Origin of the sequence: Niameybacter sp., assembly GCF_036655075.1 — a bacterium.
In the GTDB taxonomy this organism is placed as follows: domain Bacteria; phylum Bacillota; class Clostridia; order Lachnospirales; family Cellulosilyticaceae; genus Holtiella.
The window spans coordinates 21317-47447 of record NZ_JAVVQU010000019.1; the positions used below are offsets into that span (position 1 = coordinate 21317).

The window sequence follows — 26131 nt, forward strand, 5'->3', positions numbered from 1 at the left end:
TTAACTTCCTATGAGGCCTTCGCCTACACAAATCTCACTATATATTTTTGGTGCTGCTACAGTGAAAACGCGATTTTCCATATAGTCAAATACACTTTCACAAAGCTCAAATTTAATTTTGTATGCACATAAAACTTGATATGCTAATCCGTAACTATTTCTGAAGTACTCATTTTCAGAAGCATCTCCATATTTAGGATCTCCAATAATAGGATGCCCTATTTGACTTAAATGGGCACGGATTTGATGGGTTTTCCCTGTTACAAGCTGTACTTCTATCAAGGTATAACGCCCATTGCTTTGAAGTGGTAAAATACGTGTTTCTACAGGCTTAGCCCCTTCTACATATTCTTCTACAATTTTCACTTCGTTTTTATTGTTTTCCTTAATATGGTATCCCTTTAGAACCATAGGCTCTGTAATGCGCCCAAGTACAATACTCATGTAATACTTAGAGATTTGCTTAGTCTTAAGCATTTGACTAATTTGTTGTGTTGCCTTTAAGTGCTTCCCAACAAGAACTATCCCTGCTGTGTTACGGTCAAGACGGTTACATGGTGCTGGAATAAAGCCATTTGCATGCACAGGGTTATAAGACCCATTTGACGTCAAGTAATATTGTACTTCTTCTGCTAAACTATGTCCATCTGCCTTATCTTTTTGGGTAAGTAGGCCTAAAGGTTTGTCCACAATTAAAATATGTTCATCTTCATAAACCGTTTTAAAATGAATTGGACTTTTCCCTATTGCTTTCATTTCTTGCATCTCCTCTATTTGCTCATCGTGCAAAAAGATTTTGATGAGATCACCTTCAGCAAGAAGTTCACTTCCTTTTGGCTTTTTTCCATTATATTTAATTTTATTTGTTCGCATCCATTTATAGAGAAGACCTTTTGGACATTTATTCATATATTTTAATAAGAACTTGTCTAATCTTTGTCCGGCCTCATATGGATTAATTGCCACTTCTTTCATGGTATACTCCTATTTACATTAACATGCCATCAATAATTTTCGTATTTTGCTCTAGTGCTTCACTTGTAAAACATGCATCACGTTCTATACGAACAGTTGCATTTTTAATAGCTTTTCCATTTTCAGCATAAATATAATGTAGTTTTGCCTCTTCCATACCTTTATTGCGCATTCTTAAATTCAAAACAGGCTTTGCCTGTGCTAACATCTCTTGGCTTTTACCTATAAAGTAGATGTTTCTTGATGTCACTACAATGTGCTCTATATATAAAGTTAGAGTAGAATCAGGAATGATTGCACCATGGTAGACATCAAAACTGCCTTTCATCTGGTCAAGCATCTGAGAATGTTTGTGTTGAGGGTCTTGATACTTACCATAGGCAAAATATCTGGTCAAATGCAACGCTACAGGTAGCGAAAGGACTGCTGCTGCAACAGTAAAGTAACTTGCACTAGTCTTATTATAAAAATAGCCGATTGTTACAATGGCGATAATCACAAGTGCCCATACGATAGCTTTTATGAAATGTTGTTTCTTTTTTTCTTTAATATAGTCTTTAGATTGTTTGATCATGGGTATCCCCCTACTCTTCATAGATCATTTTAACGGTCATGCCACCATCTATTACAAAATTTGCCCCTGTTATAAACCCTGCTGCTTCGTTTGTTAGATAAAGGATAGCCTGTGCTACATCTTCTGGCACCCCTACTCGGCCTGTTAAATGCTGCACATGGTCTTTTTCTCTAAGTGCTACAAACTTTCTATCTTTCTTTTTCTTCCAGCCATTGGTTTCAATCCATCCAGGACTTATAGCATTCACACGTATTTTAGGTCCTAGACTTGCTGCTAGTGAATGGGTGAGTGCCAACAGTGCCCCTTTTGAAGCTGAATAAGGTTCTGTATTCGGCTCACTCATCATTGCACGTGTGGAGGCTATGTTTACAATGCTTGCACCTTCACTCATCATATAGGGTACACAGTACTTGGTACACATATAGGCGCCTGTTACATTGACACGCAGTACCTTTTCAAAGTCCTCTATCGTGGTTGTAAACAAATTTCCTGAGGTCTGAATGGCTGCGTTATTCACTAAGATATCTATCTTCCCATAGCGTTCAGCGACTTTAAAAGCCATTTCTTTAACGGACTGTTCCTCACTTACATCTGTCTTAATAAACAGTGCATCTAAACCTTGTTCCTGGATAAGTGCTTCAACTTCATGTCCAGCTTCTTCATCTTGTTCTACGATAATGACATTTGCCTTTCGTTTTGCAAACTCAACTGCTGTGCAGGCACCTATTCCCTGACCAGCCCCTGTAATGACCACGACTTTATTTGAAAAATCCATATCCTACACCTCCTTGAACGATTTAGTGCTTTAGTTCCTATTCTACCAAAAAACCTTTGCTATGAAAAGAAGCTGTTGTTAAAAAAACACATAAGTTTTATCAAACTTATGTGTTTTTCAACCATTTTCTCTAAAGACTGACAGTAGTATCGAACAAACTATCGTTATTTGCGATACTTGTGGCATTTCCAAAGACACAATATTCATTTTCTTCCAGAACTTTACGAATTGCTTTTGCAAAACTTCTGAGTGTTTCATTATTTGTTGTAAAGATTTCATCACGGATTTGTTGAATATCTTCTTCTGTAGTACCTACAAGAGCATACACTTGCCCTGTATAGCCTTCTGTAGAAGCCGTATAGGGGAAGTCCATTCCACTAATAGTTCCAATTAAATATTGAACTAATTCTCTTTCACTCAACTTTAAGTTCTCTACATAGTTTGGTAAGTTTCTATAGATTTCTAAAGTTTTAGCCACATTAGGGTCACGGTAAGAAACAAAGAACATGTTTCCACTCTTTCTAAAATCAGCAAAGCAGCCATACGCACCATTTTTAACACGTACTTCGTTCCAGAGGTAATCCATAGAAAGAATCGTTTTGAGCATCATATAACCACCATGGTAATTAAATCCTAATTTTCTAAAGTTATAGCCCATCGCCACGTAGTTGACATTCCCTGGATAGATAAGGCCTTCTCTTACAACACGAGGATTAAAGGTCAGTTCTACCTTTTCAATAGGTGTAGCTTCTAACTGACTTAAGCCTTTTTCTACAGCAGCTTTACATGCTTCTACTAACCCTTCATCCACTGTCAAACCAATGGTGTAGCGGCTATGGTTCATAAAGTAACTATAAGCTTGTTTTAAGCTGGCGATGACTTGGTCTTGATTGATTTCCCATTCTTCATCAATCTTGCAGACTTGCTTATAGAAGATCAGACCTTTTGTCAGCTCATCAAAGTATTCTGCTTCACTAAAGCTTCCAAGAAGTACGCCATAGGCAATTTTATGACCTTCACTGCTTAAGGACATTTCCATCATAGACTTCATCTCTTTGATGATTTCTCGGATACGGCGTTTGTCCTCAAAGCTTGTTTCATTCATAATTGTATGAACAAGTTTCACTTGGTCTTCTAATTGGTCAAAGAGAGCCTTTGTTTTTACTACGAAGAGCTTTCTATAGTCGCCTCGTGTTTGTACTTGGTGTAATGCTTGTATGTGGAACTGAATGCCACCTAGGTGCTCATCAATAGCCATAGATAAGTCTTCATAAGCATAGGACTTGGTATCTAGCTTACTGAGCATCCCTACAAGCATTCCTAAATAAGGCAAGCTTTCTTCTGGTACGCCTTCTAAGTCAATAAAGTGGTTAAGGTAGACCACTTGGTTGGTAAAGAGTGGGCTTACAATATATTCTGTATTGTTTTTAATTGTTTTTTCAAAGCGTGGGAACATAGCTTTTTGATCTAGTTCTTCTCTTTTTAAAAGTGGAATAGTATGAAGGGCTTCTTCACTATCTGGTGTTTGCTGTGCCTCGTTAAAAGCTAAAGTTTTATCAATACAAGCTTGAAGCATTTCCGGACTCCAAGAGTCTTTAATTTTAGCGAGTTTTGTTTTAACTTTTTCTTCAATAACGGCATCTAATCCCACTTTAGGTTCAATGGTCATTTTCACACTATGCGTATTGTTTAATAAATAAGTCTCAATAAGCGCTTCAAAATACCCAGTGTCTTTTTTAGCTTTTAGGCCCTCAAGTAAAGTTTCGTATTTAAGATAGATCGTAGGGTCCTCATCATAGATCCAACTTTTCATCGTTCCAATGTACCAAAGGAGACCTTTGGAGTAACCTTTGAAGTCACCTTCTCTAAGCTCAAATTCTTTGATTTGAAGGGCACCATTTAAAAGAGATTTTGAAATACCTTTTTCTACTACGCTACGTAACGTTTCTTCTATGACTTCATAGAAACGTGCCTTTTTGTCCTCGCCTACGTTCTTCGCCATAATGCTAAAAATAGGTTGTTTTAAATGGGTTTGGAAAGCACCAAATACATCTTCTCCAATGCCTTCACTTAAAAGGGCTTTTTTAAGAGGGGAAGCTGGTGTCTCAAGCAGTACATATTCTAAAATTGCAAGACCTACCATAAGCTCTCGGTCTACAGTCTTACCAGTTACACAGTTGTAAGATACATAAAGTTGATTTGGTTTTTCTTCTGTGACAGAGTAGTAAGTTGTCACTTCTTTCACTTTTTCAAATGGTGCTTGGTCTTCTATACTAGACTCTACTGGTTGATAGTCAAAGTGTGCTAAGTAATCACGTTCCATAAAGGTGAGCACTTCTTCGATATCTAAGTTACCATATAGTCCAATATAGCTGTTAGATGGATGGTAATACTTTTTGTGGAAAGCCAAGAAGTCTTCATAGCTTAAATCTACAATAGCTTCTGGTGCGCCACCTGACTCGTTGTGGTAGGTGTTATCTGGGAAAAGAGCTTCTTTAATCTTTCTAAAGCCCACTTCTTCTGGTGAAGAGAATGCCCCTTTCATTTCATTGTAAACAACACCTTTATACTCTAGTGGTGCATCTACTTCTTCAATATGATAGCGCCAACCTTCTTGCATCAAGATGTTATCACTTTTATAAATATTAGGGAAGAATACAGCATCTAAATAAACATCCATTAAGTTGTAGAAGTCGGCATCGTTTTGGCTTGAAATAGGATAAATGGTCTTATCTGGATAAGTCATTGCGTTAAGATAGGTGTTAAGTGACCCTTTTGAAAGTTCAATGAATGGGTCTTTTAAAGGAAACTTACGTGACCCGCAAAGTACAGAGTGTTCAATAATATGAGGTACACCTGTGCTATCATGAGGTGGGGTACGGAAAGCAATCCCAAAGGTTTTATGAGGATCATCATTTTCTAAATACAAAATTTGTGCTTGAGTACGATCGTGTTTATAGATATTTACAGTACAATCTATTTCTTTAATATACTCAGATTGAGTAAGGGTATATCCTTTTACATTCTGGGCCATAGCATTCTCCTTATTCTTGTTTTATTTATAGACACAAGTGTATCATTTTTCTATTGTGCACGCAAGTTATCAATTAATGTACTAACCGTTACAAATTCTACATTTTCTGCTTGTAACTTAGGAATCATTGTTTTTAAAGCCGCTGAAGTATGAGGTCCCTTTTGAGGGCCTACATGACCTATCACAATCGCATATCCTTTTTCCTTTGCCACTTTTAAGGCAGCTTGTAATTGCCCTATAGCATGTTCCGTAGTTGGTGTATTATCTAAAAAGATATCTCTCATCATATAGGTCGTATGTTTTTCTTCGGCAATAGCTGCTGCGATTTTGTTATCATAAGTCTTGCTATCTACAAAGTAAAAGCCCTTTTCATTGGCAAAGTCCATCATGGTGCTTACAATCATCTTACTTTGCATTGCACGAGATCCCATATGGTTGTTCATCCCTACAGCATAAGGTATTTCTTCTAGAGCATCTTCTAAATTGGCTTTAACCTTTTCTTCGCCCATACCTGTTGTAATTCCTTTAGGGCCTAACCAATTAGGTTTCCCATTAATAGGTTCTAGTGGAACATGTATAATCACTTCTTTGCCAGCTGCGTGGAGGGTATTAGCATCTTCTTTAGCAAAGGGCATGCCAGGAATGACAGCACCTGTTAGTGGAATAGGCAAGTTTGCAATAGCATCTGTCCCTGCCATTTGATTACCAAAATCATCAATAATCACTGCCATATACACCTTCTTAGGTACGCCTTCCTCCTTGGTACTTTCTAAGCTTTCAGCTTGCAAAGTTAGTCCCATTACTACAGTTAATGCGCCAAACATCATCAATATACCTTTAATTATTTTTTTCATTTTCATCGCCTCTTTTTTAGTCCATTATGCTTTAGTATGTGTTTTTAAGCCAAAAAAAACACTTGTTTTTCAACAAGTGTTTTTTCTTAATGTGCTAAAAATTTCTCTCTACATTCCCAACTACAGAAGAAATATTCTTTCCCATCTTTTAAGATACGATAGGCATCTTCTTTTAAAAGTTCTGTTCCACAAATAGGGTCCGTTACTAAATCTTTTGATTTTTCTTCTGCAATTTGTTCAGTATTTGGCATATTTTCTATTACTTTAATCTCACCATTGACAATGGAAATGCCTCGAATGTTAGGATTATCTTTATGCATTTTCATGACTTTTCTTATTTTGATAGTATAGCGTATTAAGTTAAATAAGCTAAGGAGCATCATCACAAGCATCAAATCAAATATTACTTCAACAATAACTTCCATTTCATAGGATCCTTTCTCTATTAGAAATAATGCCATTCTACCTCAATCATATGAATTTATTTTGAATATGAGAACGCTCTTTCTAAGTCTTCAATGATATCTTCTACATTTTCAATGCCTACACTTAAACGAATAAGGGTTGGACTAATGCCACATGCTTTAAGGTCTTCATCATTCATTTGTCTATGTGTTGAACTTGCAGGATGAAGCACTGCCGTTCTGGCATCTGCAACATGTACTACAATAGCTGCAAGTTCTAAACGATCCATAAATTTCACGCAATCTTCTTTTGTCCCTTTAATATTAAAGGAAATGACACCGCTTGCACCTTTTGGTAAGTACTTTTGCGCTTTGTCATATTGACTATCGCCTTCAAGCGTTGGATAGCTTACAGCTTCTACTTGTGGATGTGCTTTTAAAAACTGTGCTACTTTTAATGCATTTTCGCTATGTCTTTCCATACGTAAATGAAGGGTTTCAATACCTAAGTGGGTTAAGAAGGCATTTTGTGGACTCATACAGTTTCCCATGTCTCTTATAAATTGTACCCTAGCTTTAGTAATATATGCAGCCTTACCAAAAGCTTTTGTATAAACTAAGCCATGATAGGACTCATCTTTTGTTGTAAAACCTGGGAATTTTCCATTGGTATAGTCAAATTTCCCACTATCTACAATGACACCGCCTACACTGGTTGCATGTCCATCCATATATTTGGTTGTAGAGTGGATGACAATATCCGCACCATGTTCAATCGGTCTACACAGGTATGGTGTCGCAAAAGTATTGTCTACAATGAGTGGAAGACCGTGGCTATGTGCAATATTTGCCCAATATGTAATATCTAATACATTTAAAGCTGGATTGGCAATAGTTTCTCCAAAAATAGCTTTTGTATTAGGTTTTACAAGTGCCGCCACATCTTCTTGGGTTGCATCAGGTGAAACAAAACTTACTTCTACCCCTAACTTTTTAAACGTGATCGCAAATAAGTTGTATGTTCCGCCATAAATTGTGCTTAGTGAAATTAAGTGGTCTCCTGCCTCACATAGGTTAAGGACTGCTACCATACTTGCTGCTTGTCCTGAAGATGTACAAAGTGCCCCAACACCACCTTCAAGTGCATTAATCTTACTTTCTAATGCTTCTACTGTAGGATTACTAATACGTGTGTACATATGACCTGGTGCCTCAAGGTCAAATAGTTTTGCTACATGTTCTGTAGATTCATATTTATAAGTTGTACTTTGGCAAATAGGGAGCACACGAGGTTCTCCATTTCCAGGCTCATAGCCTGCTTGAATCATTTTGGTTTCAATTCTCCAATTATTATTCATATGATATCCCCTTTTCTTCTGTAAAAATCTCTATTTTCTCTCTTTATACTTCCTTAATTTATACTCTTATCTATATATACTTTAAGAAAGATTTATCTTCTCCATCTTCCAAAGCCTCACCCTCTGCTTCTTCATCTTCTTCATACTCATCTTCGTACGCATCTTCATCATCTTCTTCTGACTCTTGATTTTCAGACTCTTCGCTACGTTTAGCTACTTCTTCAGCTGCTTTAATATGAAGTGTGAAGTTCTTTTGAATAAAGAAAGAACAAAGTGCAATCGTAAGCACTGGTCCTGCAAATAACATCAATGGGAAGATAAGTGTTGCATATTGTACTAAAATTGCAAGCCCTACCATAATAACGCTTGTTGCTAAATGTTTATGTGAAAGTATAAAAGCTGTTACAAAAACGCTAAAGCCTTTCATATGGAAACGAGATAAAATAGCAAAAACATAAATGGTCATAATACAAGTCTCAAGAATTAAAAAGAGTGCAAAACCTGTTAATAAAAATGAAGGTGTTTTGCCCATGCTCATTAAAAGCATACGGTAAAGGAAGCATGAAAGCCAAAGACATCCGATTCCAAGTGTAATTGGAATAGATATAAGTAAGTTTTCTTTAAAGCTTTTAAAGAAGTCTTTGGTCACATAAGCATCCTCACCTCTTATTTTTTTTCCATACACATAGAAAACGGCTGTTGTAGAAGCACCTATTGTCACAACGGGTAAACTACAAATAACCCAATAAAAAGTTAGGATGAGTAAATCTGCAACTTCAGTCCCTGCGCGGTACACTGGACCATCTAAATCAAATATTTTCACTGTTAAAACCTCCTAGTCATACTGTTGTGTAAAGTGATGTGTGTATTATACTACATTTTCACTTATCTTTCTATCACGTTTTACAACTCTACCTTAGTATTTTAAGGCATTTATGTGTAGAAATTATAATAAGTATAGTATTTTAAACTTTAGTTTAAATAATACTTGAAATTTAATTTTATCTATGTATAATTATACATAGATAATTATATATATTACAAATATTTGAATGATGGAGGAGATTGATTATGAAAGAAAAAGTTGTTTTGGCTTACTCTGGTGGTTTAGATACATCTGTACTCATTCCTTGGCTTAAAGAAAATTATGACTACGATGTCATTGCTGTTTGTATCAATGTAGGGCAAGATGCAGAGCTTGTAGGACTTGAAGAACGTGCCTTAAGCATGGGTGTTAGCAAGGTTTATGTGGAAAATGTAAAAGATGAGTTTATGAAAGACTATGTCTTTCCTATGATTCAATCAGGAGCAATCTATGAGTCTAAATATTATTTAGGGACTTCTATTGCACGTGCTGTCATCGCCAAAACCCTTGTTAAAATTGCTTTACAAGAAGATGCCGTAGCTATTTGTCATGGATGTACCGGTAAGGGAAATGACCAAATTCGTTTTGAACTTGGCATTGCTGCTCTTGCGCCACACCTTAAAGTCATTGCACCTTGGAGAATTTGGGACATTTCTTCACGCGAGGAAGAAATTGCTTACCTTGAAGAACGTGGCTTAGAAGTGCCTGTGAAAAAGGATGACAGTTACAGCCGTGACCGCAACATGTGGCACATCTCTCATGAAGGGATTGACCTTGAAGACCCTTGGAATGCACCACTCTATGACAAAATCCTCAAACTGGGTGTCTCTCCAGAACAAGCACCCAACACGCCAACTTGTATCACTTTAACTTTCAAAGAAGGCGTCCCTACTCATTTAGATGGTGTCGCCATGGATCCTTCTGCACTTCTTGAAAAACTTAATGCAATCGGTGGTGCTAACGGTATTGGTATTGAAGACATTGTAGAAAACCGCGTAGTTGGGATGAAGTCTCGCGGTGTTTATGAGACACCAGGTGGTACCATTCTTTACAAAGCCCACGAAGAACTTGAGCACCTTACACTTGACCGTGAAACTTACCGTTTCAAACAAAATGTAGCCCTTGAATACGCAGACCTTATCTACAACGGAAAATGGTTCACACCACTCCGCGAAGCACTTGGCGCCTTTGTAACAAGTACACAAAAAGTGGTGACTGGCGAAGTTAAACTTAAGCTTTACAAAGGAAATGTCATTTCACAAGGTAGCCAATCTCCATACTCACTTTACAGTGAAAACCTTGCAAGCTTTACAACTGGTGATTTGTATGACCACAATGATGCAACAGGATTTATTAACCTTTATGGCCTTCCACTTAAAGTGCGTGCACTCATGAAAGCTCGTCATAAAGAAAACAAATAATCAATATACAGCATAATGATACATTAGAAGGAGGCCTGACTATGAAACTTTGGGGCGGACGCTTTGCAAAAGAAACCGATGCTTTAACAGACCATTTTAATTCATCTATCTCTTTTGACTCAAGACTTTACAAACAAGATATTATAGGTAGCATCGCACATGTGATGATGCTTGGCAAACGATCTATTATCAAAGAGGAGGAAGCCTTACAAATTAAAGAAGGGCTCCTCTCTCTTCTAGAAGCTATTGAACAAGGAAATGTAACCTTCAACGAAAAAGCTGAAGATATTCATATGAATATTGAAACGCTCCTCATTTCACGTATTGGTGAAGTGGCCAAAAAAATGCATACCGGTCGTAGTCGTAACGACCAAGTGGCACTAGATATGCGTCTTTACGTTATGGAAGAGATTCTCTCTATTCGTGACTTACTTCATAATCTTATGGGTGTCCTTATCAAAGTGGCAAAAGACCATACAGAAACCATCATGCCAGGCTATACACATCTTCAGCGTGCACAGCCTATCACGTTTAGCCATCACTTAATGGCTTACTTTGAAATGTTTAAAAGAGATTACAAAAAGCTTAGTTTCACTCTTGATATGACAAGTAGCTTACCACTAGGTAGTGGTGCCCTTGCTACAACAACTTATCCTCTTGACCGTGAGGAGGTAGCCAACACGCTTGGCTTTTTAGAAGTATGTGCTAACAGTATTGACGGGGTATCTGACCGTGACTTCTGCTTAGACCTCCTCTACAACTTAAGTGTGATGATGATGCACTTAAGCCGCTTTAGCGAGGAAATCATCCTTTGGAGTAGCCATGAATTCCACTTCATTGAACTTGATGATGCCTACAGTACAGGTAGCTCCATCATGCCACAAAAGAAAAATCCTGATATTGCTGAGCTGGTACGTGGCAAATGTGGTCGTGTCTATGGCGACTTAATGGGACTACTTGCTACAATGAAGTCCCTTCCTCTAGCCTATAATAAGGATATGCAAGAAGACAAAGAACGTACTTTTGATGCGATTGATACCATCAAAATGTGCTTGCCTATTTTCACAGCCATGCTAGATACTATGACTATACGTAAAGATGCCATGTACAAAGCAGCCTCTGGTGGGTTTACTAATGCCACCGATGCTGCTGACTACCTTGTCAAAAAAGGGATGGCATTCCGTGACGCCCATGAAGTGATTGGTAAACTTGTACTCTACTGTGTAACTCATGGCAAAGACTTAGAAAGCCTAAGCCTTGAAGAGTATACAGCGATCCACCCAATCTTTGAAACAGATATTTATGAAGCAATCTCTCTCGCGACTTGTGTCAACGAACGTAAAGTTAAAGGTGGTCCAAGTAAAGAAGCTGTTATGGCACACTTAGAATCTGCCGAAGCCTTTTTAGGCGTATAAGCACTTATTATTTCTATGACACCAAAAGGCTATTATACAATTGAGTTCTAAAAAAGGTCTAAAACTAGTTTCTAGTTTTAGACCTTTTTTGCTTATAGGAACAACTTATACTTTATGAGGCTTCATCTATTACTTAGGAGAAAATTTCTGCAACTTCTTCCTTATGGGTTGCCTCCATAAGACTAAAATAGTTAAGGATTTCATCTAAGTGTTGTTCAAATACTTCTAGCACTTGGCAAAAACTACTATTGTTTAGTGGAATCACCTCTTGCCAATGGTTATAAATAGTCAGTGCTTCTTTCCTAGAGTTGGCACTATAGAAAAGCTTAAAAAAGCTTGGCATATCCCAACTCATGTCGTTCTTATTAGCCGTAAAAAAAGTGGCTGCAGTCTCTTCCATATAAGCATAGGCATCTGTACCAAACATAAGCTTAAAGGCTTCATAGACTGTATCCGGCTCTAATACAATCAATGTCTGAGGCCTTAAAATGTAAATCATCTCTGCATAGCACTCCCTCATAGGTATGCTTATATAATTAAGTCCAGTTTCATAGTTTTTAAGCCATTTAAAAAATACGCTTAAGTCAGTTATAGGAAACTCGGCAAGTTCATCTTGGGTCTCTAGCTGTATGACACTTAAGGTGCCACAAGTTACATTTTCTTTAATTTTTAATCCTCTCATCTATTCACATCCTTTAGTAAAAGTATTACCTAATTGGTATCTTTTAAACAGAATGATATAAAATATTATATAATTATTTGTCCAATTTAAATACACTCATACCGAGAGGTGGAATATTCACACTAATATACTGGTCTTTTTCATGACAACGACCTTCTTGTGTCTTCAAACACCCATTGACCCTACCACTTCCACCATACTTCACATCATCACTAGATAAGATTTCTTCATAAGTCCCTGGATGATTGACCCCAATATGGTATCCATCGTAGACCGCTGGTGTAAAGTTAATAACGGCAACAAGTTCATCCCCCTTTTTCTTACCTTTACGAATAAAGGCAACTAGGCTTAAGTCTTTGTTGTCACAATCAATCCATTCAAACCCATCATAAGTATCATCTAGTTGCCAAAGGCACTTCTCATCTTGATAAAGATGATTTAAATCTTTGACATACTGCTGAATTTGTCTGTGTGGTTCATACTGCAACAAGCTCCAGTTCAACTCTTTGTCTTCACTCCACTCATTAGTCTGTGCAAATTCATTCCCCATAAAGAGGAGCTTTTTCCCTGGATGCATAAACATATAGCCATAGCACGCACGTAAGTTAGCAAACTGACGCCACTCGTCCCCCTTCATCTTATAAATCATAGGACTTTTTCCATGTACAACTTCGTCATGAGAGAAAGGCAAGATAAAGTTTTCGTTAAAAGCATACATCAAACTAAAGGTTATTTTATTATGCTCATATTTTCTAAAAAGTGGGTCTGTCTCTATGTATTTAAGGTAGTCATTCATCCACCCCATGTTCCACTTAAAGCCAAATCCTAGCCCGCCTTGGTCGACAGGCTGGGTCACACCTACCCAATCTGTTGATTCTTCAGCAATCATCACAATTCCTGGATGCTTCTCATAGACCACAGTATTAAGCTTTTTCAAAAAGTCTACTGCTTCTAAGTTTTCACGACCACCATATTGATTTGGGATGTACTGACCTGGTTCTCGTCCAAAGTCTAAGTACAGCATAGAAGCTACTGCATCCACTCTTAGCCCATCAATATGATAGCGGTCAAACCAAGACAAGGCACTATTGATAAGGAATAAACACACTTCTTTTCGCCCATAATTAAAAATGAGCGTACCCCATTGAGGATGGTTAGCTTGTATGGGTGAATAATGCTCGTACAAGGCACTTCCATCAAACTTTTCAAGGCCAAAAGCATCTTTAGGGAAATGGGCAGGTACCCAGTCTAGCAATACCCCTACTTGATTGCGATGCATCACATCTACAAAGTATTTAAAGTCCTCCGGTGTTCCAAATCTGCTTGTAGGTGCAAAGTATCCTGTAACTTGATAACCCCAAGATCCATCAAAGGGATGTTCCATTACGCCCATAAGCTCAACATGGGTGTAGCCCATATCTTTTACATATTCCACCAAGTCATCTGCAAGTTCTCGGTATGTATAGAACCTACCATCTTCTATATGACGCTTCCAAGAACCCATATGTATTTCATAAATAGACATAGCCTCTTTGTGCCAAGCCTTCTTCTTACGTCGGTCTACCCATCTCTTATCATGCCATTTATACCCTTCTTCTTGACAAACGCAAGATGCTGTATTAGGTCTTAGCTCACTCATGGTCGCATAAGGGTCTGCTTTATAAATGACAGTGTCATAGGCTGTTTTAATTTCATATTTATAACAATCTAGTGACTTTAAGCCAGGAATAAAAATTTCCCATACCCCTACTTCTGGGATAAAACGCATAGTATGTCTTCTACCATCCCATAAATTAAAGTCCCCCACTACGCTGATACGTTTGGCTTCTGGTGCCCATACTGCAAAAAGTACACCTTCTATCCCCTCCAAAGTAGTAAAATGTGCCCCGAATTTCTTATATAACTCATAATGCGTACCTTCTTGTAACAATTGTATATCTTTTGCTGTAAGCAAATCCCCAAAATAATAAGCATCCACATACTCCCATCGGTTCCCACTTGCATCTTCACAAAATACCCAGTATTTAAAATGATTCTTTCTACGGGGAATCATACCAAAAAACAATCCTTCTTCGTTGACTTGCTCAAGCTTGTACCTCTTTTGTTTGTCTTCAAGTGGTGCAATAGCAACATCTACTGCGCCTGGCATATGAATACATGCTGTAAGTTGTTCTTTCCCTTTTATAGTGTATGTATGTAGTCCAAGTAAGGAATGGGGTGCTCTGCATTCACCTTTCATCAGGCTGCTCACTAAATCTTGATTTAAAAAATTAAATTTTTCCATTTTTATCACTCCTTAACACTATTCTAACTACTTTTGCGAAAAATTACAATAATTTTATCCATATTTTTACATTGTTACTAGAATTGGACTTGCAACTTCGGCCTAAATTGTATATTCTTAATAGAGCATAAACCTTGAAAGGAACATAACCCATGGATAAAAATCAAAAATCAATTTTTGCTGCCATTTCCTATTCCTATATCTTTATGATTGAGGATTATTTAAATGTTTTAAAAAACCCTTGTACTTCTACTTTTGAGTACTTTGACAAAGATGTAGCAGGCATTTTAAAAGAGATGAAAACCCTCTTTGTCACACTTCCAAGCCTTCTAGGTGGTGAAGATGAGTACAAAGAAACTTATGCAAGAAACCTTGTAAGCTACCGTGCAACTTTAGAAGAAAAATACCGTAGCTTAAATGCCTATAAAAGAGAGCTCATGCAGCTTACTTCCTTATATAACTTAAAAAGTTCTATGCATGAAAGCACTTATGAGGACTACCACCTTACAGAAGAAGATGCCAAAACTATGGATTTCTCACTTCTTGCTAAAGATTGTAGCACTTTTGTATTTGCAGAAAAAACAACGCTTAATCGTCAAAAACGTGCCGCTCACTTATTGCCATACATCCCTATGCGTATGACCAAAGAAAGTTTTGTAGCTTACGTTGAAAAGAGTCTTGCTAAAGTCAATATTGACGACACACCTGAAAGTGCAGCTTTCCTTTCAAATATCTTACTTCAACTCTTTGATGGGCGTCTTTATGAAAACTATGGTGAAAGCTTCAACGACATTCGCCACAGTCTAGATGACTTAGCTGAACTTGAAGACGCTGAAGAGTTCTTCGAAGAAGCTGACCTTACAAATGAAACCATCGACTTTGCTATAGACCTCATTCAAAACCTTTACCATATGATTTGTACATTTGGTAACCTTTTAATCTTTGATGCATTGACTTTCGAATCTTTAACAGACTTACACGTAAGTTTCTATGACTTATTCTGTACCATCCAAAACATCTTAAATGATAGTGAAGATAAAGAAATTTTCCTTGAGTCTCTCCCTGAACGTGTAAACACTTTAAAAGAAGAAATTTACCCAATTTACAAGAAAGCTTGTGAATCACGTACAAGAGACCACATCTTCACACTTATGCAAACTTACATCAGTATGTCTGTAAGTCATGTCTTCGGCTTTGATGCAAGTAAGCACAAACCTTATTCTGAAGAAGTAATGCACATTCTTCAAAACTTTATCAGTGACTTACGCAATCGTCTTGGTACCATGGACCCTGTAGCACGCAAGCTTCGTATGCAATATTTCATGTCTGTTGTTCCATTCATTATGAATGAAGAAACTTTCTACAAATACATTATGCAAGGCTTCCAAAACGTAGCTGATCCTAAGCGTAACCTCTTTACCATGATGTACTTAAGTAACATCCTTGAAGAAAATGGCTACTTTGAGACACTTGCAGGTGGCCCACAAGAAGGCTATGTACCTTACGATGCAGAATACGACTACTATGATGATAGCCCACTATATGACACAGAAGAACAGGGTGATGACTGTGGCTGTGGCCATGAGCACCATGACGATGACCACGAGTGTTGTGGTGGACACGGACATCATGACGATAGTCACGACTGCTCTTGTGGACATGACCATCACTAAACAAATAGAAAAGACGTATCTTAGAGCATTCTTACTCCAAGATACGTCTTTTTCTATTTGTTTTCTATCAACCTAAAGTGATCTACAGTGATTTACTTTTCCATGGGCGTATCTTCCCCATCCATCCCATGTCCTCCCAACCAAAATGGTCTAATAAGGTCTTCACCTGTCCTGGTGCATGATAGACTATCGACCCCTACACCTATTCCCCTTAAGGTGCAAGTTCAATGTCTGAGGTAAAGTAATTGATATTGGATGCTTCATAAACTAATTTCCCTACAAATGCTTTTTCTTTTGTATCAAAGCTGTACTCTGTGATCGCCATCCCAGCACCTTGTATATCGTACACGACAATATGTAAGCCATTTTCTTCATCTAGATAAGTCGTATATTCTATCTGCCCTAATTGATTATACTTAGGCCCATATACTGGGTAGACTTTTTCGCCTTCTCTTATGATGATTGCCCATCTTTGTCCATCATCTAACATAAACTTTCCCTGCTCATCCATCTGGGCTTCACTATAACCTTCAATACTATAGGTCTTCTCCCCTATAACACAAGTTTGTTGCCTAAATACATGCATCGTATCAAGGAAGCTTATATCTTCCGCCGCTTTGATTATTTCTTGCTGAATGTCATATTCCCCACTTACTTCAGGTTGATGCTCCTGTACAATTTCCTCCCTAACTTGTGGTGGCACTATCCCCTGAACTTTATCAAACACTTGCTCTGCCACTTGGTTAGAAAATGTCTCCATTTGCGCCTCACTTAGTTCCACAGTTGTTTCTTGTACCAGAACAGGTGGTGTCACCTCCATTCCTGCTGCCTTGCTATAAGTCGCTTGACACCCACTAAAGACTAGAACAACTACCAAAACACTGCCTATACCCATCTGTAACTTGCCCACTTTTTTCATAACGTCCCTCCTATACCCTTATCATTGGTTCGCTACGAACAGTATACCATATTTTTCCATCTCTTTTCTATTTATTTCATTTAAAAAGTGGTATTCCTAAAACTTAAAGAATACCACTTTTTGAACATACTACACTTGGGCCGTGCTTCTTACTAGTCTCTAAATCTGATAAATCCTTCACCCATTTCTTCTACAATGGCTAACGATTCAATTCTTACTCCTTGTTCTCTTAGTGCATCGCCACCACCTTGGAACCCTTTTTCAATGGCAATACCAGCGCCTACTACTGTCGCACCTGATTGACCTAAAATATCCAAAAGTCCAATAAGTGCTTTTCCATTTGCAAGGAAATCATCAATGACAAGTACTCGGTCATCTGCTGTAATAAACTTTTTACTTACACGAATCATATATTCTTTTTTATGAGTAAATGAGTATACAGGACTTGTGTATAGATCTCCGTCTAAGTTTTTAGACTCTGACTTTTTGGCAAATACAACAGGTGCACCAAAGTGTCTTGCTACGATACAGGCAATACCAATACCTGATGCCTCAATCGTTAAGATTTTTGTTATCTTATCATCTTTGTATCTTCTTTTAAGCTCTTCCCCCATTGCATCAAAAAGCTCAATGTCCATTTGATGATTTAAGAAACTATCTACTTTTAAAACGTTCCCACTTTTTACTACACCTTCTGATATAATTCTATCTTTTAAAACTTGCATGATTCATTTCTCCTTTTTAAAATAAGTCCAGTCTTTCTTACTATCTAAATCTTGCAGCTCTAAGGCTTCTTTAATTTCAAAGTAGGCTACGTCGTCTAGATGTTGTTTCAAAACTACCTTGCCACCTTTATCACCTTGCAATTGTTTCAATGCTTCTTTATAGTCTCTATGAAAGAATACAGGATTGCCAAGAGTCTCTCCATGTCTTGCGCACAAAATACCTTTCTTGCACTTGGGATAAGTAAGGAGCATCTCCTGTATTGTTTTGGAACTTAACGCCAATTGATCTGCAACTAGAAATCCATATACATCTGCCTCTCCTGCTGCTTCAAGCCCTAGAAAGATAGAATGGCTGATGCCCTCTTCTGGCATGGGATTAAGCACAACTTGTAACGGTAACTTTCCTATCCGTATTCTACAAGTGTCAAGTAAAATTCCACTCAAAGTTTCCTGTGTTGTCACAAGCACCACTTCACCTAGGTCCATCTTGCAACCTTGTGCAGTTGCTCCCTGTAAACACCCTTCCGCTTGATACAGCTGTGAATTTTTCAAATCTCCTGCATCTTGGCACATCAAGGAATCTTGGAAAATTGTTTGTACAACCTTTTCAAGTAAGCTTTCGAGTACAGTTGAAGTACCATAAGGTTCAAGGAGCTTGTTTCCCTCAAACCTGGTACTTCTTCCAGCCGCTAGAATGATCAATTTACATACAAGGGCGTTTTTATTTGTCATCTTTTTCTCCAAATAAGATTTTTTCTGGTGTGATAGGGAGTGTTCTCACCCATACACCTGTTGCGTTATGCACCGCATGAGCAATGGCTGGAGATGGTGTATTGATAACAACTTCTCCTATAGATTTAGCGCCAAATGGTCCTGTTGGTTCATAGCTACTTTCAAAGGCAACACGAATATTGCCTACGTCTAAACGTGTTGGAATCTTGTATTGCATAAATGTGTTGTTGCGCATTTTACCTGTTTCAGTGTAAGTAATATCCTCGTAGAGGGCCATACCTATTCCCTGGGCAATACCACCTTCTGCCTGGATACGTGCAAGACTTGTGTTAATAACTGTTCCACAATCCACTACACCTACATAGTCTACCACTTCAATATGTCCTGTCTCTTGATCCACCTCTACTTCAGCAAATCCTGCCATAAATGGTGGTGGTGAAACTTGACTTGAGTGAGAAGCATGGGCTTTAAGGCATTCATGAGACCCCACTACTGCTTTTTGTGCTAAGGTGTCAATGCTTATAACTGCCTTACTATCTGCTGTTGTAATCTGATGTCCTTCAAAAATTAAGTCTTCTACAGGTACCTCTAAAATTTTGCTAGCTTCTTCTAGCATCTTCTCTTTTAAGTTTTCACAAGCTTTGATGACACTCATCCCTGTTACATAAGTTGTACTTGATGCATAAGACCCTGTATCATATGGAGATTGGTCTGTATCTACGCCGTTTACTACAATACGGTCAAGGTTGCACTCTAAGCATTCTGCTGCCATCTGTCCAAGGATTGTGTCACACCCTGTTCCCATATCTGTTGCGCCAATAAGTAGTGTGTAGTAGCCATCATCATTAAGACGAATTTGTGCTTCTGCAACGTCAATGCTAGAAATTCCTGAACCTTGCATAGTCATTGCCATCCCTACACCACGTACTTTGTTTGGTGCCACTTGGTAAGATGGATACTTCTTATCCCATCCTATCATTTTCTTACCCGTTTCAATACACTCTGGTAAGCCACAGCTTTTTAGCACTTCACCGTAATAGCCATGAAGGGTTTCCCCCACTTCTAGCATATTTAGCTTGCGAAGGGCAATAGGGTCCATCTTCAACTTATCTGCCAGCTCATTGATTGCTGACTCTACAGCAAAAGTTCCTTGTGTTGCACCGTATCCACGGAAAGCCCCAGCTGACATGGTGTTGCTATAGACTACGTGACAACTAAACTTAATCGCCTCTGCTTTGTTATAAAGTGATAAGGTCTTATGTCCAGATAACCCTACTGTTGTAGGACCATGCTCGCCATAGGCTCCTGTGTTAGAAAGGGTATATACCTCAATCCCTTTAATGTGTCCATCCTTATCGGCACCTACTTTGACTGTAACTTTCATCTCATGGCGACTTGTAGAAGCCATAAATGCTTCTGTACGTGTAAAGAACATACGTGCTGGACGTCCTGTTTTGAGTGTTACAAGTGCTGGGTAAGGCTCACTCACTACCGTTTGCTTCGCCCCAAAACCTCCACCAATACGTGGTTTTAAAATACGAATTTTACTCTTTGGTATGTCTAGTGCATGGGCTAAAATACGTCTGACGTGGAAAGGAATTTGTGTCGCCGTCACCACATTTAAACGTCCATTGTAGTCAAGATAACTGTAAGTTTTGAAAGTCTCCATCATAGCTTGGTTATTAGCCTTTGTATGATAAGTATGCTCAACCATTACATCTGATGCCTCAAATGCTGCATTTACATCCCCATGGGCAAAGCTCTCACTTGAACAAAGATTGTGTGCTACATCATTTCCAATGTCAAAGTTGACATGATAATTATCTTCTGGATGAATACAACTTGGATGCTCCATAGCTTTTTCAAACTCGAGGACTGGCTCTAACACTTCATATTGTACTTTAATAAGTTTGATGGCACGTTCTACTGCCTTTTCTGTTTCTCCTGCCACGATAGCTACTGGGTCTCCCACATAGCGTACATATTGGTCTAAGATCAATCTATCATATGGACTTGGCTCAGGATAAGATTGACCTGCCATTGTAAAACGTTTTTGTGGCACATCTTCGTAAGTTAAAATACAAGCAATGCCTGGTACCTTCATAGCAATCTCTTTATTAATAGAAGTAATTTTTGCAAAAGCATGAGGACTACGAAGTACTTTTACCACTAAACAATCTGCTGGTGCTAAATCTTCTGTATAGACAGGCTGACCTGTAACAAGTGCCTTTGCATCTAGTTTCACAACCGCTTGATTGACTTGTTTAGTCTCATGATTCCTTACTTGTTCAATATGTTTTTCCATGCCTATGCCTCCTCTTTGATGTCTAAATATTTTTTGATGGCACGAAGTTGACCCATATACCCTGTACATCTACATAGGTTTCCTGCTAAGTAGTGACGCATCATCTCTTCTGTAGGACTTTCAAGCTCACGTTTCATACGAAGGACATTCATAATAAGTCCTGGACTACAGAACCCACATTGTTCTGCACCTTCTTCTGCAAGAAACATTCCAAAGGCTTCCGCTTCTTCTTGCATACCTTCAAGGGTTACAACCTTTTTGCCATCCATGCGTACAGTTAATGTACTACAAGATAAAACAGCTTTGTCCTCTACCCATACGGTACAAAGACCGCAGTTACTTGTATCACATCCACATTTGACACTTTTATATCCTTTACTTCTTAAATAGTTGTATAGGTTCATATCTGGTGCCACATCTTCTTGCACCATCTTACCATTAATCCATAATTTAATATTCATGTTCGCCACCTCTTATCCCCTAAGTTGTCTAAGTCCACGTTTTACAAGTACCTTTGCCAAATGCTCACGGTAGTGCTGACTACCTCTCATGTTAGTTGCAAAGTTTAACTCTTCTACAACTTTTTCACCACATACTTCGAGCTGCTCATTGGATAAAGGTGACCTTTCATGTCCTGAAGTGATTGTATTTAAATAGTCCATTGTCTCATGTGCAAGTGCTGCCTTACTAGGTCTTGCCCCTATTGCTACTTTGTATCCCGCCAAGCTTTGTGTCATTGCCACTGCAAGAACTGGAAAATCTGTATGGCTTAAACGTTCTGTTAAGTACACACCTGTAAGAGACATTTCTTTTTTTATAATAATCTTAATTAAAATATCTTTTTCGTAAGGTCCCTCTATAAATGCTTCTAAAGAAATGGTGCCACCTTTATAAAGTTCTACATAAGTATCTAAAGCTAAAAGTGCTGTCAATGGGTCAGAGAAACCAAAACGGCTAAATAAGCTTCCTCCAATAGTTGCACCATTCCTAAATTGCACACCTACAATATCTTTGACACAGTTTGAAACCATGCCATTCCCGTAAGCTTGAAGCCCCGGATGTAACTCAAGCATTCTTAAGGTGCACATAGCCCCAATTTCAAATGCCTCTTTGGTCTCTACAATGGTATCTAAACCTAACTTGCTAAGGTCTATCGCCGTATGTATGTTCTGACTTCCCATACGCATCCAAAGTGTTCCACCAAGAATTTTGTTAGACTTATTTTTTGTAAGCACGGTATACGCTTCTTCTAAAGATGTCGCCACAACGTAGTTATTGATTGTAAACATATAGTCCTCCCTCTAGTCACTGTTTTCTAGATTGTATTAAGATGATTGCTAACATAATTGCCCCCATAAAGGAGGTTAAAATACTAATCGGTAATTCTGCTGGAAAAAGTGTTCTTGCGCAAGTATCTGCACCGAGTAAAAGTAATCCACCAAAACACATAGACACTGAAGCGCAACTTAAGTCTTCTCGCTTCATATAAAGTTTAGCAAGATGGGGGGCAATCAACCCAATCCAACTTACAAGCCCCACTACTGAAATAATCACGGCCACCATCAAAGTAGACATGGTGAGTGCCAATAGACGAACCTTCTTAACAGATACACCTAGTGCCCTTGCCTGTGCATCTCCTAGCATCATGACTTTTAGTTTCCATCTTAAACGGTACAAGATCAATATACTTATTAAAACACATCCTCCAACAAGCCAGGCAGATTGATAATTTGCCTGATAAAACCCTCCCATTAACCAAAACTCTATACTTGGTAAGTGCTTCGTGGGATCCGCACTATATTTCATTAACATGAGCCCCGAAGAGGCTATAGAACTCATTACAATTCCCCAGAGCACGAGGCTCAGGGTCTTGTGGGTGGCTTTCCTTGCAAATAAAATGGTCAAACTCACCACTAAGACACCACATACAAAAGCACTTCCTCCTACTATATAAAGTCCTCCGCCTAGAAATACCATTCCAAAAGCTGCACCAAAAGAACACCCAGCGCCTACACCTAGTATATCTGGAGACACCAATGGATTTCTAAAGACTACTTGATAGACATGTCCAGCTAACGCTAGTCCACACCCTGAAAAGAGCACCAACAGTATACGGGGAATACGCATCCCAAATACCACTGTTCGTGCCATTTTCTCGGCAGGCAACCCCATCAAAATTCGTGCCACCTCTAAAGGCGAAAGTTGATATCTTCCAAGCCCTAAGCATAGGATACTTAAGGCTATAAGAAGCGTTAAAAGAAGCATTGTCTTCATTCGTCGGGATTTCATAGGAAAACTTACTTGCTTGTGGGTGTCTTCCCGGTTCATAGGCCTAAAGCTTCTTTAGAAACTTCGATGCCATAGAATGTTTGATAGAAATCTTTCGCATCTTCTACATAAGCTTCTTTGCTATAAAGGTCTGGATGAAGGTCATTTAAAAGCCAAAGTACACCAAGTGCTGCTGAAGGTGTTGGATAATCCCATGGTTCAAGAGAAGATGGGAAATACTTCACACGTCCTTCTTTTACTGCTTGAATTTCTTGATAATTAGATTCTTCACTAATAGCTGCTAAGTCATAATCTGCATAACTTACTGCATACATATACTCTGGATTCCATCCTAGTAATTCTTCATTAGATATCGTTTGCCAGTAGGGATCTGTTAAGTCTTTTGTTACATTCTCTCCACCTGCAAGCTCAATCAAATCATTTTGATACATAAGGCCTGTACAAGTTACAAGTGGATTGCTGCTTCCAGCAAGGTATACTGAGGGACGTACCTCTAAGTCTTTAGTTAAGCCGCTTACTTTTTCTGTCACTCCGTTAAAGTAATTTAAAAGCTTGTCAGCTTCTGCCTCATGTCCAATAGCTGACCCTACAAGTTCAATACACTCTAAAAAGTTTTCCATACTTTCTGGTTCCACTGCAATAACAGGTATATCTAAAGCTTCAATTTGTGGAATAAAAGATTCTAAACGATAAGGTAAAATAATAAGATCTGGCTTAAGTGCTAGGGCTTCTTCCACGTTGAAAGTTTTTCCAGACCCCACTGCTGGGAGCTCTAAAAATTCTGGTGCAGCTTGCTTATAGATTTCTCTTGTATCTGCTTTCATTTCAAGACCTACTACCTTATCTTTTGCATCTAGAGCAATAAGCATAGATGAAGCTATGTAATAAGAAGAAACTATACGTTCTACATCCCCTTCAATAGTCACTTCTCTTCCAAGTTGGTCTACAACGGTCACACTACCTTCTTCGGCTGCATCCTCTAGTTTAGTTGTTTCTACAGGTGGTTGCTCCGTTACAGCTTGTCCTGTATTTGGTGTCTGGCTACTACATCCTACTAATAAACTCATTCCCAATACTAAGCACATAAACCTTTTCATACGATCACCTCATTTATTATTTTAAACCTCAACTTTACTCAAGTCTTCTTGAATGGACTTGAAAATCTGATTAAAATTACTTCCCTCTAAAGTGTACACCTTTGTATCACTACGCCCTTTAATATGTTGCAAAAAAGAGTGCGGCTTATCCTTTAGCACACCTATTACTATCTTATGACTCGCTAAAACTTTTATAACTGTGTTTTGAAAAACATAGGCCTCTCGTTCCAAGACACCTACCTCATCCATCAAAACATAGGGTTTATCTGAGCGTAAGCAAGTTTCTAATAGCTCCACACCTAATGATTCAAATGTGCACGCAATAGGTTCACAACTTACATCATCCTTTTGCCAAGAAATAGGCTGGTCATTTCCAGCAACTTCTAACAGGCTATGTAGATAAAATCCTTTTCTAACGAGTACATCATAATAAGGTAGTGTTTTAAATCCCCCTATTTGTTTCTCTAGATCATTCTCTACAATGAGCTTTTCTATCAATGTAGATTTTCCTACGCCTTTATCCCCTGTTATAAAAATATTTTTGATATGCATAGCTCCCCTCCTACAAAAATATACAAAAAAAGACTCCTCAAAAAAAGAGGAGTCTCGTGTTTTACTAAAAAGCAAAACACAATACACCTCGTAGTCCACTCATTTACGGTTAGTGGGTAGAAACTTTCGGACCTTATTACCGACAATATACGATTTCAATTGTTTTAACTGCTTTCAAACTATTCGCTTTCATTATAGCTTAATGTACCTGATTTTGACAAGCTATACGATTACTTAATTTGTTAATGCAGTTGGATCTTTGATAAAGCCTTCTCCTAGTACTTCTTTTACATCAGTAATGGTTATAAAGGCTTTAGGGTCAATTCCTTGAACAAGCTCACGTAATCTCGTAATTTCATTTTGTGAAACAACTACATAAAGGACCTCTTTATCCGATTTTGAATACATTCCCGTAGCTTTTAGTCCTGTTACTCCACGTGGGATTTTTTGCATGATTTCCGCGGAAATAAGTTGGCTCTTGTCGGAAATAATAAAAGCTGCTTTTGCATAGTCTACACCTTCAATAATACTTGCAATGACTTTACTCGTTACAAATACAGAAATAATGGCATACATCGCTTTTTCTTGACCAAAAATAAAGAACCCACATAAAATGATGACCCCATCTATCATAAGCATCAGTTTAGTAATGGGGAAGTTATTATGCTTAAATTTAATAATAGATGCTAACATATCTGTCCCACCTGTTGTAGCACCTGCACGAATCACTAAACCTATACTACATCCAAGTAGTGCACCTCCAAAAAGCGCTGGCAATAAGAAGTCTCCACTTGCAGCAAATGGATTCGGCAAAAATCCTGTAAACCATAATGCAAAGGATAACCAAAGCACACTGTACAAGGATTTTTGTGCAAACTTAAAGCCTCTTTGTCTAATACTTATTAAAAACAAAGGGATATTTAGTCCTAAGTTAGTTACCCAAAGAGGTACACCTACGCCAAATAGATTTCTTGTGACTTCTTCAACAACGATAGACGTTCCTGAAATGCCCCCCGTTACAAGCCCACTTGGTGACAAGAACCAATTAATGGCAAGTGCAAGTAATGTAGATCCTACTAAAATTAAAAACAATTCTCTTTTGGTAATACCTAATACTTTCATACATACTCCTTTTTTCACTTTACAGTAATAAAATTTTTTCGTGTAAAAAGAAAGAGCTGTTACCGAATTGCAGTAA

General features: G+C 38.2%; 23 protein-coding genes and 1 riboswitch. Of the genes, 3 read left to right on the forward strand and 20 right to left on the reverse strand.

From position 1 onward, the window contains the following. The 8 genes from RRY75_RS06940 to RRY75_RS06975 form a co-directional block, all read right to left on the reverse strand. Nucleotides 1–975, reverse strand: coding sequence for an RluA family pseudouridine synthase (locus RRY75_RS06940; protein WP_332491850.1), 975 nt, complete (start codon nt 973–975; stop codon nt 1–3). A 13-nt stretch (nt 976–988) separates the two neighbouring features. Further along, on the reverse strand, nt 989–1549 hold the full coding sequence (locus RRY75_RS06945; protein ID WP_332491851.1) for a hypothetical protein: 561 nt from the start codon (nt 1547–1549) through the stop codon (nt 989–991). A 10-nt stretch (nt 1550–1559) separates the two neighbouring features. Further along, entirely contained in the window at nt 1560–2324 is a 765-nt protein-coding gene (locus RRY75_RS06950) for an SDR family oxidoreductase (RefSeq protein WP_332491853.1), read from the reverse strand. Nucleotides 2325–2454: 130 nt separating this feature from the next. After that, the gene (locus RRY75_RS06955) at nt 2455–5358 is read right to left on the reverse strand and encodes an insulinase family protein (protein WP_332527325.1); all 2904 of its coding nucleotides are present in this window, start codon (nt 5356–5358) and stop codon (nt 2455–2457) included. Nucleotides 5359–5408: 50 nt separating this feature from the next. Further along, the gene (locus RRY75_RS06960; protein ID WP_332491856.1) at nt 5409–6212 is read right to left on the reverse strand and encodes a divergent polysaccharide deacetylase family protein; all 804 of its coding nucleotides are present in this window, start codon (nt 6210–6212) and stop codon (nt 5409–5411) included. An 86-nt stretch (nt 6213–6298) separates the two neighbouring features. After that, on the reverse strand, nt 6299–6637 hold the full coding sequence (locus RRY75_RS06965; RefSeq protein WP_332491858.1) for a YHS domain-containing protein: 339 nt from the start codon (nt 6635–6637) through the stop codon (nt 6299–6301). Between the two features lie 56 nt (nt 6638–6693). Next, the gene (locus tag RRY75_RS06970; RefSeq protein WP_332491860.1) at nt 6694–7974 is read right to left on the reverse strand and encodes an O-acetylhomoserine aminocarboxypropyltransferase/cysteine synthase family protein; all 1281 of its coding nucleotides are present in this window, start codon (nt 7972–7974) and stop codon (nt 6694–6696) included. Nucleotides 7975–8044: 70 nt separating this feature from the next. After that, the gene (locus RRY75_RS06975) at nt 8045–8797 is read right to left on the reverse strand and encodes a YesL family protein (protein WP_332491862.1); all 753 of its coding nucleotides are present in this window, start codon (nt 8795–8797) and stop codon (nt 8045–8047) included. Nucleotides 8798–9045: 248 nt separating this feature from the next. On the opposite strand from RRY75_RS06975, the gene RRY75_RS06980 reads away from it, so the two are divergent. After that, complete coding sequence (locus tag RRY75_RS06980; protein WP_334309707.1) at nt 9046–10260, forward strand: argininosuccinate synthase; 1215 nt, start codon at nt 9046–9048, stop codon at nt 10258–10260. Between the two features lie 41 nt (nt 10261–10301). After that, nucleotides 10302–11675: an argininosuccinate lyase gene (gene argH, locus RRY75_RS06985; RefSeq protein WP_332491863.1), complete on the forward strand. Its 1374-nt coding sequence runs from the start codon at nt 10302–10304 to the stop codon at nt 11673–11675. A gap of 133 nt (nt 11676–11808) precedes the next feature. Here the strand turns inward: argH and RRY75_RS06990 are convergent, their stop codons facing one another. Together RRY75_RS06990 and glgB are read right to left on the reverse strand one after the other, a co-directional pair. After that, nucleotides 11809–12357 carry a hypothetical protein gene (locus tag RRY75_RS06990; RefSeq protein WP_332491865.1) on the reverse strand — a complete coding sequence of 183 codons (549 nt, stop codon included), beginning with the start codon at nt 12355–12357 and terminating at the stop codon, nt 11809–11811. 73 nt (nt 12358–12430) lie between these two features. Continuing rightward, nucleotides 12431–14641: a 1,4-alpha-glucan branching protein GlgB gene (gene glgB / locus RRY75_RS06995; protein ID WP_332491867.1), complete on the reverse strand. Its 2211-nt coding sequence runs from the start codon at nt 14639–14641 to the stop codon at nt 12431–12433. A 152-nt stretch (nt 14642–14793) separates the two neighbouring features. Here glgB and RRY75_RS07000 point away from each other — a divergent pair, with 152 nt between their 5' ends. Beyond that, entirely contained in the window at nt 14794–16314 is a 1521-nt protein-coding gene (locus RRY75_RS07000; protein ID WP_332527321.1) for a hypothetical protein, read from the forward strand. A 211-nt stretch (nt 16315–16525) separates the two neighbouring features. Here RRY75_RS07000 and RRY75_RS07005 read toward each other — a convergent pair whose 3' ends face one another. The 10 genes from RRY75_RS07005 to RRY75_RS07050 all read right to left on the reverse strand — a co-directional run bounded on the left by RRY75_RS07005 (nt 16526) and on the right by RRY75_RS07050 (nt 26055). Next, on the reverse strand, nt 16526–17233 hold the full coding sequence (locus RRY75_RS07005; RefSeq protein WP_332491871.1) for a hypothetical protein: 708 nt from the start codon (nt 17231–17233) through the stop codon (nt 16526–16528). Nucleotides 17234–17385: 152 nt separating this feature from the next. Continuing rightward, nucleotides 17386–17958, reverse strand: a complete 573-nt coding sequence (locus RRY75_RS07010) for a xanthine phosphoribosyltransferase (protein ID WP_332527320.1) — start codon at nt 17956–17958, stop codon at nt 17386–17388. A gap of 3 nt (nt 17959–17961) precedes the next feature. Beyond that, a complete protein-coding gene (locus tag RRY75_RS07015) occupies nt 17962–18690 on the reverse strand; it encodes a nucleotidyltransferase family protein (RefSeq protein WP_332491875.1) in 729 nt (242 codons plus the stop codon). After that, nucleotides 18680–20995 carry a xanthine dehydrogenase family protein molybdopterin-binding subunit gene (locus RRY75_RS07020; protein ID WP_332527319.1) on the reverse strand — a complete coding sequence of 772 codons (2316 nt, stop codon included), beginning with the start codon at nt 20993–20995 and terminating at the stop codon, nt 18680–18682. The genes RRY75_RS07015 and RRY75_RS07020 overlap by 11 nt, the downstream gene beginning before the upstream one ends. A 2-nt stretch (nt 20996–20997) precedes the next feature. Then, on the reverse strand, nt 20998–21456 hold the full coding sequence (locus RRY75_RS07025; protein WP_332491878.1) for a (2Fe-2S)-binding protein: 459 nt from the start codon (nt 21454–21456) through the stop codon (nt 20998–21000). A gap of 12 nt (nt 21457–21468) precedes the next feature. Further along, complete coding sequence (locus RRY75_RS07030; RefSeq protein WP_332716108.1) at nt 21469–22284, reverse strand: FAD binding domain-containing protein; 816 nt, start codon at nt 22282–22284, stop codon at nt 21469–21471. 16 nt (nt 22285–22300) lie between these two features. Continuing rightward, the gene (locus RRY75_RS07035) at nt 22301–23323 is read right to left on the reverse strand and encodes a FecCD family ABC transporter permease (protein WP_332716111.1); all 1023 of its coding nucleotides are present in this window, start codon (nt 23321–23323) and stop codon (nt 22301–22303) included. After that, nucleotides 23320–24381: an ABC transporter substrate-binding protein gene (locus RRY75_RS07040; protein ID WP_332491884.1), complete on the reverse strand. Its 1062-nt coding sequence runs from the start codon at nt 24379–24381 to the stop codon at nt 23320–23322. Before RRY75_RS07040 ends, RRY75_RS07035 begins: the two co-directional genes overlap by 4 nt. A gap of 21 nt (nt 24382–24402) precedes the next feature. Next, nucleotides 24403–24933 carry a nucleoside-triphosphatase gene (locus tag RRY75_RS07045; RefSeq protein WP_332491886.1) on the reverse strand — a complete coding sequence of 177 codons (531 nt, stop codon included), beginning with the start codon at nt 24931–24933 and terminating at the stop codon, nt 24403–24405. A 71-nt stretch (nt 24934–25004) separates the two neighbouring features. Continuing rightward, nucleotides 25005–25106: riboswitch (purine riboswitch) on the reverse strand. Nucleotides 25107–25167: 61 nt separating this feature from the next. Continuing rightward, nucleotides 25168–26055 (reverse strand): YitT family protein, encoded by an 888-nt coding sequence (locus tag RRY75_RS07050; RefSeq protein ID WP_332491888.1) that lies wholly within the window; start codon nt 26053–26055, stop codon nt 25168–25170. Nucleotides 26056–26131 lie beyond the last annotated feature (76 nt).

Coding starts and splice junctions, on each gene's coding strand:
- RRY75_RS06990 (WP_332491865.1), bottom strand. CDS start 12,357: ATGAGAGGATTAAAAATTAAAGAAAATGTAACTTGTGGCACCTTAAGT.
- RRY75_RS06960 (WP_332491856.1), bottom strand. CDS start 6,212: ATGAAAAAAATAATTAAAGGTATATTGATGATGTTTGGCGCATTAACT.
- argH (WP_332491863.1), top strand. CDS start 10,302: ATGAAACTTTGGGGCGGACGCTTTGCAAAAGAAACCGATGCTTTAACA.
- RRY75_RS07030 (WP_332716108.1), bottom strand. CDS start 22,284: ATGTTTACAATCAATAACTACGTTGTGGCGACATCTTTAGAAGAAGCG.
- RRY75_RS06980 (WP_334309707.1), top strand. CDS start 9,046: ATGAAAGAAAAAGTTGTTTTGGCTTACTCTGGTGGTTTAGATACATCT.
- RRY75_RS06940 (WP_332491850.1), bottom strand. CDS start 975: ATGAAAGAAGTGGCAATTAATCCATATGAGGCCGGACAAAGATTAGAC.
- RRY75_RS07015 (WP_332491875.1), bottom strand. CDS start 18,690: ATGACAAATAAAAACGCCCTTGTATGTAAATTGATCATTCTAGCGGCT.
- RRY75_RS06970 (WP_332491860.1), bottom strand. CDS start 7,974: ATGAATAATAATTGGAGAATTGAAACCAAAATGATTCAAGCAGGCTAT.
- glgB (WP_332491867.1), bottom strand. CDS start 14,641: ATGGAAAAATTTAATTTTTTAAATCAAGATTTAGTGAGCAGCCTGATG.
- RRY75_RS06955 (WP_332527325.1), bottom strand. CDS start 5,358: ATGGCCCAGAATGTAAAAGGATATACCCTTACTCAATCTGAGTATATT.
- RRY75_RS06950 (WP_332491853.1), bottom strand. CDS start 2,324: ATGGATTTTTCAAATAAAGTCGTGGTCATTACAGGGGCTGGTCAGGGA.
- RRY75_RS07005 (WP_332491871.1), bottom strand. CDS start 17,233: ATGAAAAAAGTGGGCAAGTTACAGATGGGTATAGGCAGTGTTTTGGTA.
- RRY75_RS07050 (WP_332491888.1), bottom strand. CDS start 26,055: ATGAAAGTATTAGGTATTACCAAAAGAGAATTGTTTTTAATTTTAGTA.
- RRY75_RS07045 (WP_332491886.1), bottom strand. CDS start 24,933: ATGCATATCAAAAATATTTTTATAACAGGGGATAAAGGCGTAGGAAAA.
- RRY75_RS06945 (WP_332491851.1), bottom strand. CDS start 1,549: ATGATCAAACAATCTAAAGACTATATTAAAGAAAAAAAGAAACAACAT.
- RRY75_RS07020 (WP_332527319.1), bottom strand. CDS start 20,995: ATGGAAAAACATATTGAACAAGTAAGGAATCATGAGACTAAACAAGTC.
- RRY75_RS07025 (WP_332491878.1), bottom strand. CDS start 21,456: ATGAATATTAAATTATGGATTAATGGTAAGATGGTGCAAGAAGATGTG.
- RRY75_RS07010 (WP_332527320.1), bottom strand. CDS start 17,958: ATGCAAGTTTTAAAAGATAGAATTATATCAGAAGGTGTAGTAAAAAGT.
- RRY75_RS07035 (WP_332716111.1), bottom strand. CDS start 23,323: ATGAACCGGGAAGACACCCACAAGCAAGTAAGTTTTCCTATGAAATCC.
- RRY75_RS07040 (WP_332491884.1), bottom strand. CDS start 24,381: ATGAAAAGGTTTATGTGCTTAGTATTGGGAATGAGTTTATTAGTAGGA.
- RRY75_RS07000 (WP_332527321.1), top strand. CDS start 14,794: ATGGATAAAAATCAAAAATCAATTTTTGCTGCCATTTCCTATTCCTAT.
- RRY75_RS06965 (WP_332491858.1), bottom strand. CDS start 6,637: ATGGAAGTTATTGTTGAAGTAATATTTGATTTGATGCTTGTGATGATG.